The organism is Pseudogracilibacillus auburnensis (assembly GCF_003201975.1).
Lineage (GTDB): Bacteria > Bacillota > Bacilli > Bacillales > Amphibacillaceae > Pseudogracilibacillus > Pseudogracilibacillus auburnensis.
This window is the reverse complement of record NZ_QJJQ01000009.1, coordinates 39,540-53,424: the sequence shown is the minus strand read 5'-3', so window position 1 is coordinate 53,424 and position 13,885 is coordinate 39,540. Positions and strand designations below refer to the sequence as shown.

Annotated in this window: 12 protein-coding genes; 2 read left to right on the top strand and 10 right to left on the bottom strand. The window is 34.1% G+C overall.

Annotated features, from left to right (window positions below):
• Nucleotides 1-4: 4 nt before the first annotated feature.
• From DFR56_RS12785 to DFR56_RS12750, 8 genes are all read right to left on the bottom strand, one after another.
• Nucleotides 5-1,024, bottom strand: coding sequence for a LacI family DNA-binding transcriptional regulator (locus DFR56_RS12785; RefSeq protein WP_110395847.1), 1,020 nt, complete (start codon nucleotides 1,022-1,024; stop codon nucleotides 5-7).
• A 332-nt stretch (nucleotides 1,025-1,356) separates the two neighbouring features.
• Nucleotides 1,357-2,298, bottom strand: coding sequence for an aldo/keto reductase (locus DFR56_RS12780; RefSeq protein ID WP_110395846.1), 942 nt, complete (start codon nucleotides 2,296-2,298; stop codon nucleotides 1,357-1,359).
• 70 nt (nucleotides 2,299-2,368) lie between these two features.
• Nucleotides 2,369-2,773: a PaaI family thioesterase gene (locus DFR56_RS12775; protein WP_244916508.1), complete on the bottom strand. Its 405-nt coding sequence runs from the start codon at nucleotides 2,771-2,773 to the stop codon at nucleotides 2,369-2,371.
• A 295-nt stretch (nucleotides 2,774-3,068) separates the two neighbouring features.
• A complete protein-coding gene (gene aroD / locus DFR56_RS12770) occupies nucleotides 3,069-3,827 on the bottom strand; it encodes a type I 3-dehydroquinate dehydratase (RefSeq protein WP_110395845.1) in 759 nt (252 codons plus the stop codon).
• A gap of 63 nt (nucleotides 3,828-3,890) precedes the next feature.
• Nucleotides 3,891-4,727 carry a sugar phosphate isomerase/epimerase family protein gene (locus DFR56_RS12765; protein ID WP_110395844.1) on the bottom strand — a complete coding sequence of 279 codons (837 nt, stop codon included), beginning with the start codon at nucleotides 4,725-4,727 and terminating at the stop codon, nucleotides 3,891-3,893.
• 584 nt (nucleotides 4,728-5,311) lie between these two features.
• Nucleotides 5,312-5,446: a YvrJ family protein gene (locus tag DFR56_RS12760; protein ID WP_110395843.1), complete on the bottom strand. Its 135-nt coding sequence runs from the start codon at nucleotides 5,444-5,446 to the stop codon at nucleotides 5,312-5,314.
• A 263-nt stretch (nucleotides 5,447-5,709) separates the two neighbouring features.
• The gene (locus DFR56_RS12755; RefSeq protein WP_110395842.1) at nucleotides 5,710-5,928 is read right to left on the bottom strand and encodes a DUF2922 domain-containing protein; all 219 of its coding nucleotides are present in this window, start codon (nucleotides 5,926-5,928) and stop codon (nucleotides 5,710-5,712) included.
• 115 nt (nucleotides 5,929-6,043) lie between these two features.
• Entirely contained in the window at nucleotides 6,044-6,268 is a 225-nt protein-coding gene (locus tag DFR56_RS12750) for a DUF1659 domain-containing protein (protein WP_110395841.1), read from the bottom strand.
• Nucleotides 6,269-6,651: 383 nt separating this feature from the next.
• Between DFR56_RS12750 and DFR56_RS12745 the strand changes: the two genes are divergently transcribed.
• Nucleotides 6,652-9,276 carry an N-acetylmuramoyl-L-alanine amidase gene (locus tag DFR56_RS12745; protein ID WP_110395840.1) on the top strand — a complete coding sequence of 875 codons (2,625 nt, stop codon included), beginning with the start codon at nucleotides 6,652-6,654 and terminating at the stop codon, nucleotides 9,274-9,276.
• A gap of 796 nt (nucleotides 9,277-10,072) precedes the next feature.
• Here the strand turns inward: DFR56_RS12745 and nagB are convergent.
• On the bottom strand, nucleotides 10,073-10,786 hold the full coding sequence (gene nagB, locus DFR56_RS12740) for a glucosamine-6-phosphate deaminase (protein WP_110395839.1): 714 nt from the start codon (nucleotides 10,784-10,786) through the stop codon (nucleotides 10,073-10,075).
• A gap of 380 nt (nucleotides 10,787-11,166) precedes the next feature.
• A complete protein-coding gene (locus DFR56_RS12735; protein WP_110395838.1) occupies nucleotides 11,167-12,219 on the bottom strand; it encodes an LCP family protein in 1,053 nt (350 codons plus the stop codon).
• Between the two features lie 773 nt (nucleotides 12,220-12,992).
• On the opposite strand from DFR56_RS12735, the gene DFR56_RS12730 reads away from it, so the two are divergent.
• Entirely contained in the window at nucleotides 12,993-13,772 is a 780-nt protein-coding gene (locus DFR56_RS12730) for a PIG-L family deacetylase (protein WP_110395837.1), read from the top strand.
• Nucleotides 13,773-13,885: the final 113 nt, after the last annotated feature.

Here is a 13,885-nt window from a genome sequence, read left to right as displayed (position 1 = left end):
TCCCTCAACCTCCGTTACGTAAATTCCGTACAGAACCAAATTTTAGTAGTTCACAGCCTAATGTTACTTTCTTTGGAACGGTACTAGTTGATTCCTTTTTTGTTAATTTTTGAATTAATATCTCCGTAGCATGTACTCCCATTTCATGTGTAGGACGTTTTACAACAGATACTCTTGGTTCGACAAATTCAGCAATATCATTTTCATCAAAGCCGATTAACGAGATATCTTTCCCAATTTCCAGTTTTAAATCTCTTAACGCTTTAATAGCTCCTTGGCAGATCATGTTATTTGCGCCCAAAATGGCGGAAGGTGGATTAGAACCATTCATTAATTCAAAGGTTGATTCGTAACCATGTTTCTCTGTCCAATCTCCCTCCTTGTAATATTCATTAACTGGTTCAATATTATGATCCTTTAAAGCTTGTTCATACCCCCAATATCTTTCGGTTCCATCATTGAAATCTTGCGGACCAATAATAACCGCGATATTCCGATGACCATTTTCAATAAAATGGGTGGTTGCATCATATGCTCCCCTGAAGTTATTAATCACTACACCGTCCAGCCCACTTTCTTCAATGTAACGATCAACCAAAACAACGGGTTTATTAATACTCTTGTAAAACGCTTCCTCTTTATGTGCACCGACAAGAATGACTCCATCTACATTTCTACCTTGTGCACTTTCAAAAAATATGCTTTCTTCCTTTACATTGTCATTTGTTGAAAATACAAATACATAGTAACCCTCTTGACGCGCTACACTAACTGCTCCCTTAATGACTGCTGTATAGAAAGGGTTTTCAATATCAGGTACAACAACCGCCAACATTTGCGTTTGTTTTGTAATCATCGATACCGCCGTTGTATTCGGTACATAATTCAGTTCTTTAACAACCTTTAATACTTTTTCTTTCGTTTCCTTACTAACCCTATCCCGTCCATTTAGTACTCTTGAAACGGTTGCTACTGAAACATTTGCCTGTTTGGCTACTTCTTTAATGGTAATTTTCTGGCCCATTTGAACCTCCAATTTCATTGTTATATATAAACGTTTACATCGTTTATAACCTTGTTAATACCACCTTATAAAATATAATAAGATCTTTTTTGTAAAAACGTTTACATTGATTATAATAGAATAAATTACATTTTTCAACATAATTTTTTTCATATTATTAAATATTCTTAAGAATCATAGAATGAAATGGGCATTGTTAATATTTTCCTACGTAAATTTTAAGGGATAGGATGATCGCGATTCCTCATTTTCTGTAAAAACGTTTTTACATCTAACAGCACCTAAATTAAAAAGATGTTCCTTCAAAAATAGAGGGAACATCTTTTTTAACTTTAATAAACAAATATCTGATCGATATCATTTATCTCTTTTTCTGTTAACTTAACGTTTAATGCCTGTAAATTGCTTAACACTTGATCACTACGTTTGGCACCAGGTATTACAGCATCAATCGCATCTTGCGTTAAATACCAAGCTAGCACAAGATGAGCAATTTCCACACCTTTACTCGTAGCTATTTGGCGTAGTTTGTCAACATTTTGTAAATGTTGTTGGAAAGTTTCTCCTTGAAAATGTGCTTGTTTCGCTCGTAAATCTCCTTTTGCAAATGTTGTTTCTGCCGTATATTTACCAGCCAATAACCCAGAAGCAAAAGGAAAATAAGGGACAAAGGAAATATTATTGTCCAACGTATATGGGAAATAATCATTTTCGGCCTCTCGTTTTATTAAATTATACTCCCCTTGAACGACATTCACATAACCATCCCGATTCGCTTCTTTTAATTGTTCAAGTGAAAAGTTCGACACTCCGATCGCACGAATGATCCCTTTTTCCTTTAATTCTTGTAATGCACCAACTGCCTCGTATTTCGGTGTTTTTTCATCCGGGTAATGGATGTAAAATAGATCAATATAGTCCGTTTGCAATCTTTTCAGGCTTTCTTCTACTGCTTGCTTTAAAAATGCTGGTGAATTATCGAAAATAGTGTTTCCGTCCACATAAGTATGTGCGGCCTTCGTTGCAATGACGATATTTTTACGTTGCTTCGTTTCTGCAAGCACTTCCCCAATAATTTCTTCTGAGCGTTTTGGTCCATAACTAAAAGCGGTATCCCAAAAGTTGACATCATTTTCAATCGCTGTCAGCAAAAATGCCCTGCCTGCTTCATCCTTTATATTTGGATAAAGTCTTTGTCCCCCAACTGCATTCGTTCCAAGACCAATTGGATTGACATATAAATCTGTACTGCGAATAGTCACTTTTTCCTTCATTGTATCCCTTCTCTCTATTACATTTTTATTTCCCACTTTTTTGCAACCAAGTCTTTATAGACAAGATTTTTTATACATCCTTTTCTTTCATCATATATGTTGCAATGCCAATTGCAACCTCTTTGCCTTCATCATTTTCAATAACCGCTTCTCCGACGACTATTGATTTTCCTAGCTTAACAATCCGCCCTTTTGCGACCAATTTTTCTCCAACTGCTGGTCTTAAATAATTCACCTTTAAATCAACGGTAACCCCACCACGTCCTTTTTCAACTCGTGAACGTAAGGCAGATCCAACCGCCGCATCTACTAAACTTGCAATTACCCCACCATGAACCGTTTTTCTACTTTGCGTTATTTCATGGATAATCGGCAATTCAAGTACAGAATGACCATTTGCCAACTCAATCTCCTTCAGTCCAATATGGTTCCAGTACGGGTTATACCCCATTGTATTCTCACAGTTTTCGTTCATAAGACCATCCTTTCTTTTTTAATGGAAGATTTACGCACTTTGGATGAAATTTCAGCACTTTACTCGAAAGTTTACGCACTTTGCCCGAAATTTCAGCACTTCACTCGCAAGTTTACGCACTTTGCCCAAAGTTTCAGCACTTTGATGAAGAAGTTCCGCATTGCATTAGGTGTGCATACTCGTCAATCTTATTGCGTTCCTCATCATATCATGAAGCATGCTTAATCTTATATACAAAAAGAGGACAAGAATCCCTGCCCTCTAGCGTTCAGCTACGAATGAACTTTTTATTAACTTATTCCCAACTCGGAACTAATTCCTGAGTTAATTTAATTGTTTCACGTAATTTTTTAACTGGTATTTGACCTGGAGCCGAAAGTTCTACTCCAACTCCAAATGTGATGATGGAGCCGTATGCCCAACCAACGATTCTACTTAAACCACCAATATCACCCATTGACATTGTAACGACTGGCACATCGAGTAAATCGTCAATTGTTTTTGTCACTTCTAGTAAACGAAGCACATCTTCCTGTGTCTTAGGCATAACCGCAAATTTGGCAATATCTGCTCCATGCTGTTCTGCTAGTTTTGCACGTTTGACAATTTCTTCATTATCAGGTGTGAAAGTAAAATTATGATACGATAAAATTAATTGTTTTCCATTTTCTTTCGATACTGACCGTATTGCTTTTACAAATTTTTCTTCATTTGATGTTTCATAGTCAACAAAATCTACTTTTGTTTTGCGGCAAACTTCACTAATTAAATGTACCTTTTCATCTTCAGTTAACGAAATTTCCTCTCCGCCTTCATGTGCTGCACGAATTGTAAATAAAAGTGGAATATCCGTTGTATTCTTAATCTCTGCAACAAGTGCTAAAACAAGTTCTACATCCGCTAAATCTGTTAAAAAGTCTGCACGCCATTCGATTAAATCTGGTGTTTGTGGAAGGATTTTTTCTAGTTGATCCAACACTTCTACTTTTGTTTTTCCCGTTAAAGGTGTACAAATATATGGTGCTTTTTTATTTTCAAATATATCCGTTGTCATTATACTACACTCCGTTTCGTCTTTCTTTCTTAAAATAGTATACCATTGCAATCATCATTTGAATTAGCAATTCACTTTTTCTTTATTTCTTGGATGTTTTGCAAAATATTCTTTTGCAGTTACTAGGCATCGACGAGCAAATTCTTCATACCCAAGTAAATCGGACTGTTGTTTATTTGGTAGTTCAATCGAATAAGGGACCTGTGGAATCGTATTTACGATGCCCGCTACATCGATACCGCCTTCACCAACGTATGAACGAGCCTCTCGAACGATGCGGATCATCTCGTCATGATCTGTCGGAATAACGCCTGGAGCATCACATAGATGAACAAAACGGAACCAATCTTTTGGTACCTTTTGTAACTCGTCAATTGTATCATGTGATCGGTGGAAATGATGAATATCAATCATAAGCCCAGCGTTCTTTTTATCTACAGTACTTAACACATCAACCACACCTGCTAGATTTGAAACGCTTGCAATTGGAACAAATTCAAGTTCTACCGTTAATCCGTACTGATCAGCCAATTCGCAAAGCTTAGCAAATTGCTCGATATAATATGCGCGATCATCCGTCCAAATACTACTCAACACATGCTTTCCACCAAGTTCTGCTGCAACTTCAAGCTCTGGCTCATATTGTTTCGGGTCAACTCCATCTGCAATTCTAGCAAGTTCAATATCTAATAATTTTAAGCCTGTGTCTTTCAATGCTTGTTTCGTTTCTTTCAAAAGCTGGCTATTTTGCGCCAATGAAAAATTTGGTTCGCCAGGCAATCCCATATAAATTGGGCGAAGACTGACAAAGTCATACCCTGCACGAGCTGCCATATACGTCATCTCTGGCGGTGGAGTATTCACCACTGTCAAATAAGCTAATGAAAATTGTTGTGTCACACTAATTCCTCCTCAGTTGATTTTGGATCGATCTAATTTTTAGTGCGTAAAATTTAAAGTTATATCTTTTTCAAGTAAATCGATCTACTTTTAGAAAACGTTCTTTCGGCCATTAGCAAAAATAATTGAGTTTTTAGATCGATCTAACTGTGAAAGCGTTAAAATTATCATACAACATTTAATTTAAAAATTCAATTGATATTTATAAAGCATATAATCCCTTGGTTCCTTACTACCGAGCATTCACATCATACTGTTTTACTTCCTATGTTTATCCAAGATGACCACAAAGAAAATGAATAGTAACCATTTATGTAATTACTCTCAAAAAAACTGATAATAACCGGAGACTCTATGGGGCTAGTTCTTCATATGACAAAAATTTACGAGCTCAATATATTGATTTCAAATTATTATGCAATGCTATAGGCACTAAAATAGGTAAAAGAAAATTGATATGAAAAGAATCAGCTTTAGAAAACTATTTTTCCGACTATATGTATGCACACTTTCCAAAATTACGTTTTAAGGCAACATCAAATAAACTCCCCTTTCCCTAAGAGGAGCTCAATCATTATACAATATTATTTCATTTTCTCTGGCAATATCCGGATTGATTCGTTCAACACATCTAGCTTTCCTTCAATACGGTGCAACAAATAGAACGTTATCGCGATCGGAAAACTTAGCTCGGTGATAAACGTTACCCAGGTTTCCATTAAAGTCGCCTCCTTACCATCGGTTCGGGATACTTTTTTAAGGAACTTCTACTAAAACTGCCCCTACTTAAAAGGTAACGCAATTTATTAGGTGCTAAGTTTGATTCCGGCAAATTCACAAAATTACTTAACTACCCAGCACTAGATTAACTTCCAATCCATTTTCTTAGAGCCTTTACTAAAAAAGTTCCTAGCTTGTAAAAAAAGAGACCAGAGATTTGCACCACTGGTCTCGTTATCTTCCTTCCATTTCACTTTCATCATTACATTCCGATATCAATGTCGGTTACTACACGTTCAACGATACGAGCTCCTTTTTTGGCAACAATATTTCCACCAGTAGAATCGAAAACATTTTGTGCGATAATTTCATCCATTGCCGTGTTTATTGCAACTTCATCTGCTGGATCTACTGGACTATCCAATGAATATGTGACGGTTTTTCCTTCTTCATTTTCAAATAGTAATTCTAATTTTTTCACTTTGTCCCCTCCTCTCCTGCAATTTTCCGAATGTCATGAAGGATGCTTCCCCCATCCTACATCAACTTCCTCACTTAATTTTTCTCCCTCGTATCCCTCCATAATGGAGAAACCTTTATTGCCCCTCAATCTCAGAGTGGTCGAATCGCTCGACACTATGAAGTGGAAGTGTTTGTAGATTAGCTAGTGCTGTAGCTACTGCAAACAACTGGGTTGGGCTTGCGTCTGTTTTTACGTTATTAAATGATTTCGTTTTGAAAATAGGGTTTCCACTTGTAGAATGTTTTCCATTTTCCAAAACGAGACGCACTTGGGATTTCATCAATGTACTTGTTGCCATCAGTTATCACCCCGCTTTCACCACTATAATCGAAACTCGATCACGAAAAGTGGCATCCTTTGATAAAGAATTTAAAAATATTTACAAATTGTCGGATCAACTGTCACAACATGACTGATTCATTTAGTACTATTTTTGCTACTTTTCAACACTTTTTCATTCGTTTTGCCGATTATATAAATAAGGCTAATACTATTAAAATGCATGAGAAATTATTCGACAAAATCACTATATTACACTAAAATAGATAATAAGGCTTCAAACTTATTTACTACTTTAAATGTAAATCTAATAATAGGTATAAAGAATCTTGAACCAAATGAACTAGTCGAATAAGTAGGCCTTTACTAATCGATCTTTTGTAAGGAGGTGAAAATAAGAGAGTGGTAGAAAATAACATAGGTTTAAGAGAAAAAGGTGATATAAACTTGAAATTAAAAAACATCCTTTTTTCGACAATTGCTCTATTTTTAGTTTTTTGTCTCTCTCCCAAAATATCTTATGCAAATGAGCCCGATTCCTATCATTTGTTACAAGTGACAGAAACAATAGATTTAGATGAAGGTATAACTATAGTAGAAGGTACATATCTTTATGGGAAATTAGAGGACAGTGTAGTTCGTATACAATTTTCCAATGGAGACATTACAATCCCATTTAGTTCAGTCGAAGAGGTTAATAACCATTCAAGTTCACTCGAATTTATTTATATTAATACAATAGACGGAATGGAGCAAACCCTTTCCAAAGACACAAAGGTATATTCAACAGAGACCTTTGACAGGGTCCAGCTTCTAATTAATAAAGAAATATCTTATCCCGTTTTTAAAGATGAATTAGGAATTACATTTATTTATATAGGTAATTTGAAGTACGTCATAATAAATGAGGATAAGGAAACAGACAGTGAAGTTGAATTGGAGATTCCTAATATTCCAACTGAAGAAGTAGAGGAAGTAGTTCAAAATCAAGATGATGAACTGGTAGAAGATTCTAGTGATCTCACAGGTAATGAATACGAAGCAGACGATTTATCCGATTCTTTAAATGATGAGATCAATCAAAACGCTCAAAAGAATACTGAACAAATTGATAATGAAAACCATAAACAGCCAGTTAGAGCTACTACGTCTTTTAGCACATTACAAAGAGCTACGACCTCTTCAGCCGATCCATGGAAAGGTGTATCTACGAATTATTTTAAAGTAACAAAAGATGATTTGGTTGTCTATGATAATCGAGGTGGAGGTCCTTTAAAACCAATAGGAAAACTTAAAAAAAATCAAGTATATCCAAGAGTAAGTGATTACGGAAACTGGCATCGAATACAATATGGTAACATTTATGGCTATGTACGAAAGGCAGATACGATTCCTGATAATGGTTCAATCCTGAAAAATAAAAATAGTGCCTATAAAAATCAGTCTCGTTCATTCAAAGCATTAAAGGATGTTGTTATATATGATAATACGTCTGGTAGCCTAGTCCCTTATGGTGTTATTGATAAAGGACAGTCCTATCCAATTGCTACAGATTATGGGAACTGGTGGCGAATCGTTTTTTCTGATCGTGTAGGATACGTTCGAAAAAGTGACGTAGACTCAGAGTTCCTAAAAAGTGATAAGTATTTTAGGGCTGAAGGAAATATTCCTATTTATGATAATCGAAGTGGATCACTAAAAAAAGTTGGAGAGTTGAAAAAAGGCCAAATCTATCCCCGAGTAAGTGACTACGGAAACTGGCACCGTATCCAGTTTGGCGATATATATGGATATGTTAGAAAATCTGACACTTCTGTTGCATCTGGAAGTAGTATAAAAAACTTGAATAAAAACTATACAAATCAATCACGTACATTTACTGCCTTAGAAACAGCGACAGTGTATGATAATACATCAGGCAAATTAGTACCTTTTGGAACCATAGATAAAGGCGCAACCTTTCCGATTGCCACAGATTATGGGAACTGGTGGCGAATCGTTTTTTCTGATCGTGTAGGATACGTTCGAAAAAGTGACGTAGAATCGGAGTTCATTAAAAGTGATAAATACTTTAAAGCTGAAGGAAATATTCCTATTTATGATAACCGAAGTGGATCACTTAAAAAAGTTGGAGAGTTAAAAAAAGGACAAATCTATCCAAGAGTAAGCGATTATGGAAACTGGCATCGTATCCAGTTTGGCGATATATATGGATATGTTAGAAAATCTGACACTTCTGTCACATCTGGAAGTAGTATAAAAAACTTGAATAAAAACTATAAAAACCAATCACGTACATTTACTGCCTTAGAAGCAGCAACAGTGTATGATAATACATCAGGCAAGTTAGTCCCTTTTGGGACCATAGATAAAGGTGCAACTTTTCCAATTGCCACAGATTACGGGAACTGGTGGCGAATTATCTTTTCTGATCGGATTGGGTATGTTCGAAAAAGTAGTGTTCACGACTCAGTCGAGAAAAACGTAAAAATATTCATTGATCCTGGTCACGGCGGAAATGACTCTGGTGCAACTGGAAACGGTCTAAGAGAAAAAGATTTAACATTAGCCATCTCGAAAAGTATTGCAGATTATTTAATAAATAATTATTCTAATGTTGAAGTTAGATTGTCTAGGACAAATGACACCTTTATTACGTTGGAAGATAGGGCTAAAATGGCGAATAGCTGGAAGGCTGATTACTTTTTAAGCGCTCATATTAACGCTGGAGGGGGCACTGGCTTTGAAAGCTATGTTCACCCTACTAATAATTCCAATCAATCAAAAAAATATCAGGATATAGTTCATGAAAATGTAGCAAAAGAGGCTGGCGAAAGAGATAGGGGCAAAAAGACAGCTGATTTTAGTGTATTGAGAAACACAAACATGCCAGCAATACTTATAGAATATTTATTTATAGATTCAAAGAGTGATTCAGAAAAATTAAAACAACAAAGTTATATAAATAAATTAGGGAAAGCGACTGCTGAAGGAATCGCAAAAGCCTTCAATTTAAAAAGAAAGTAATTCAGTGATAAAGAGATGGCTAAAAAACCCCTAAGATAAAACAGTTGGAAAAAGTATAACTTTTCTCCAACTGTTTTAAATTTCTCAAAAAAATTGATATCAGCTTCTTTCAAGGGAATCTAGGTTAGAAAACTTTGCATGCACTTTATCAATCGCCCTTCGGAACAAGGAATCACCGATTTCCATTTCGAACCTAAATGCTTTCTTCCTCAATCGCTAACAGTAGATCTCAGCAATAGAGCTGTATATTCCAATGAATTTGACAATTCTTTCTGTTTTGTCTCCATACATTATTTAATGACTACAGATACCAATCTATTTGAATGTTGAATTATGTTTAGTTTAGTTTGTACATCTATGGAATCATCCGTCAAGCCAAAAAACGATTAAAGATAGCGAAGCAAATTAGAAATAAGTAGAAATGCTTTCAGTACTACATGTGATAAATACTTTAAAATCAATTAAATGAAAGCAGGTAACAGATATAACTGACTTATATGATAATTCATCGTTCGCTGTAAAAGAGTATTTTTCTTATATGACTTATGTTGGAGAAGTGGTTACCAAATCTTATAAAACATAAATACATTTCGAGAAAATCAAAAGATTCTCAATGCGATAGTTTTAAAGAGCAACCAAGGTAATGAAAATAACTTTCACAATTACGAAAGGTCACAAGAAAAAAATTAATTAAACGGTCTTAGTTCAAAACTTCGAATTAAAGTCGTTGATTATTTATTTCTACTGTCTACTGGATAGGGAGCAATTCACTTTTCCTAAACAGCCTAATATTAGTTTACAACGTTACATCTGTAATAATTGTAGTATTTGGGTGACGTTGTAAAATGGAGGCAGGAACTTCTTCTGTTATTTCACCATGTAGAACCTTTTTAAGTATTTCAGCTTTTTTATCACCTTGCACTAAAAGCATGATTTCTTTCGCTTCCATGATCGTACCTAAGCCCATTGTAAGAGCTTCTGTCGGGACTTTATCAAGCGAATCGAAAAAACGGGAATTTACTTCTCTCGTTGATTCCGTTAATTCAACAACATGTGTTCGTGAATCAAATGACGTTCCGGGCTCATTAAATCCAATATGGCCATTTAAACCAATACCTAATACTAAAAAATCCAAGTTTCCTTCTTTTGTTATTGAATCATCAAATATTTTACATTCTTTTTGTAAATCATCTGCTAACCCATTTGGGAGATGTGTGTTTTCTTTTTGTATGTCAACATGATTAAATAATTTTTCATCCATATAAAAACGATAGCTGTTTGGGTTACCTGCTGTAAGGCCAGCATACTCATCTAAATTGAAAGTAACCGCATTTTTAAACGATACGTCACCGGCTTGGCATTTTTCCGTCAATTTTTCATACATTCTTTCAGGAGTTGAACCAGTGGCAAGGCCAATTACTGGCTTTTCTAATCGACTTAACGCATGAACAAAAAGTTCTGTCGCTTTCTCACTTAATTCTTCATTGTTTTTTACTTTCACAATTTTCATCTGTTTCACTCCTCGTAAGTTGACTCTTAGCAAATCAAATATTCATTGTAGAAATACTTTCATTCTTACTAATTTACTTTTAAGAACTCCCCATAATTATTTTTTTATTACAATCATTTTTATAATAATTCATGTTCCAAGATAAAAGAGTTGCTTTAGCCAAAATATCTCCTAAAAAGTTCATTAAAACACAAACTCGTTGAAAAAGCTTCATTCCCATGCTTGAGCCTATGATGATCCGGACATTCTAATGATGGATTGATCCATATAAGCAGGAGTATCGCCTTTTCAACAAGTTTTAAAATGTAAAAAACTAGTATATAATATTCGAATCAAATTTGTTATTTTCACTTGCTTTTTCAGGATAGCCCATTTACAATTTAATTATTTATAGATGGATCCGCACTTTCAAATTCAGTAGATTCATTAAACGAATCTACATACTCTGATAACTCTAAATGTCCCTTAAGCATATTAATAGTCTCTTGTAATGCATCATCATCTAATTGCCAATAATAAATATTTTCTGGTTGATAGTCATATCCCTCAAGTGATAGTTTCTCGACATTCAATTTACTTCCATGGGTAGCGTATGAAAAAAAACTTTTCATTTCAGTAAAAGTCATATTAGTCGATAAATTGTTACCTACTGCTTCGATAATATCATCATATTTAAAAACTGATGTAACCGAGGTTGATTTGTTAATAACTGAATCGATCAATTCTAATTGACGCTTCCCCCGTTCCACATCGCTATCTTTCTTTCTAGTACGAGCAAAAGCCAGTGCTTCTTCACCATCTAGTATCTGTTTACCTGGAAGTAAGTGGATACTATCCCTATGGTCGCCAGAATCTGATTCTTTTACTTCGTAAGGAACATCCGCCTCAATTCCTCCTATAGCATCTATTACATCTACAAAAGCATGGAAATTCAATTTAACATAGTAATCTACTGGAATGTCTAGCAATCTTTCTACTGTCTCTATAGTGGCATAAGTTCCCCCAAAAGCATGCGCATGATTAATTTTATCTTCATAACCTACTTCCGGAATATAAACATAAGAATCACGTGGGATACTTAAAAGTTTGATGCTTTTTTCATCCTTATTTAGAGTCGCTAAAACAAGAGCGTCCGTTCTTGCAATTTCTCTACCTTTTCTCCCCTCATTCTCATCAACACCCATTATTAATATCGATACATTATCAAATTTTGGATCTACATAATCATCCCTTAAATCAGATTTATCGCGTCCACCATCTTCAAACGCACCACTTAGCGCAGAATCCGCTTTAATATATAAATAGGCACCATAGAAAGTTACTGCAAAAAAAGCCAAAAGCATCGGTAAAAGAATAAATTTAATTCTTTTACGTAATCGTCGTTTTGGTTTTCGTGTATCTATCCTCGATCTCTTATTATTATTCCCAACCATAAATAAAATCCCCTTTTAGTATTTAGGTACTCCTAGATTCTAAAAATAATTAACATTTATAAATAAATTCCATCCTAAATTATACTACAAAATCAGAAATTAGTACACAATAAAAATATTTTGAAATATGTCAACTTTTTCTCGATAATATTATTATATCAATAATTTGACTCTTCTCTTTATATGATTTCTACTACTGTCATTGCTTAATGCCATAGCATTTAACCTATCTTAACTCAATGTTATTTCAGACAATACTTTTCGGCTTATTAAACTAATTAGCTATACCAATCTACTAAAGCAAAGATTATTGTTGATAAATTCTGTAGTAGTTTGATCAATTTTTTTAAAAAATTGCTATTGCCTTTTGTCTTTTTTTATTCCAAAGTTTTGTAGAGTATAAATACGATAATCCATTAGTAATATGTTATAATAATAAGTTGAAAATGAATACTTTAGAAGGAAAAACACATCAACATTTTACATGGTGAAATTAACCAAAAGTACATACTAAAAATAGAATAGATGTCTCCTATATGTAAGTGAATATTGACATAAATAGCAATCTCTAAAAGAAATATAATTTACATTTAGAGATACAAAGTCTTCTGAAATTTCTTGTGCCTATTCTTCTCAGTTGTTTCTTTTAATCTTTGAATTTTGGGTTTTATACTGACGAACATTAAGTATTTAAAAAGCAATTCTGTTCGAATAAATAACGAATAAAGTTATTTATAAAATTTAAAAATGTTTTTAAAGTGAGGTTTAATGTAATGTTTAAACGAAAAACTATTATTCACAGAAAACTAATGTTTATACTGATATTAGGAATTATTATTCTAGAAACTTCTTTGAATAATTATGTTGTTAAAGCTGAAGAAGATCAAAAAACAGCAATTTTTTTAGTTCCACATCAAGATGATGAACTATTAACTTTTGGTGTTGCTATTCTAGATCACTTGTGGAACAATTATGACGTTCATTTAGTCCTAATGACCGATGGTGGAGCAAGTGCAGCTAATAAAGTGATATGTGATAAATTAGGTTTTGAATTAACAATTGAACAATTTGTTGAAGCAAGAAATAATGAATTTATTAGATCTGCACAAATATTAGGTGTAGATCAAGACAATATACATTTCATAGAATATAAAGATGGAGAAATTACCACAGATGATGTCAAAAATACTATTTTAACTTTTCAAGAACAATATCCAAATGCATCGTTTAAGGCAACAAGTTACTTAGACAAAAATAGTTCCCATGCAGCTGTTGGAGAAGGTTTACAACAAATGTATGATGAAGGTAAAGTTAAAGATGCTCGTTTCTATATGACCTTTTATCAATTTGGGTATGAGCCAATCCCTGAAACTGGCTATGATAATTATCATCCACATTTTCAGCCATTAATAGAAGCATCAGCGGATGTATATAATAGATGGCAACCAGAATTTGCATGGTATGCAATAGGAGGGCATTCAGTCCCAATGTTATTAGAAAAAGTTAAAGAGAATCCTATTAGTAGGTGGCATATGCCCGGATTTGAAAGATAATATAGTATTCAAACTAAATTTCTTTTAAAATTTAGTTGATTCATTCACACATAAACTACTACTTCTTAATAGTTTAAGAAAAGGATGCAATAGTATATAATATGTGTGGAGTT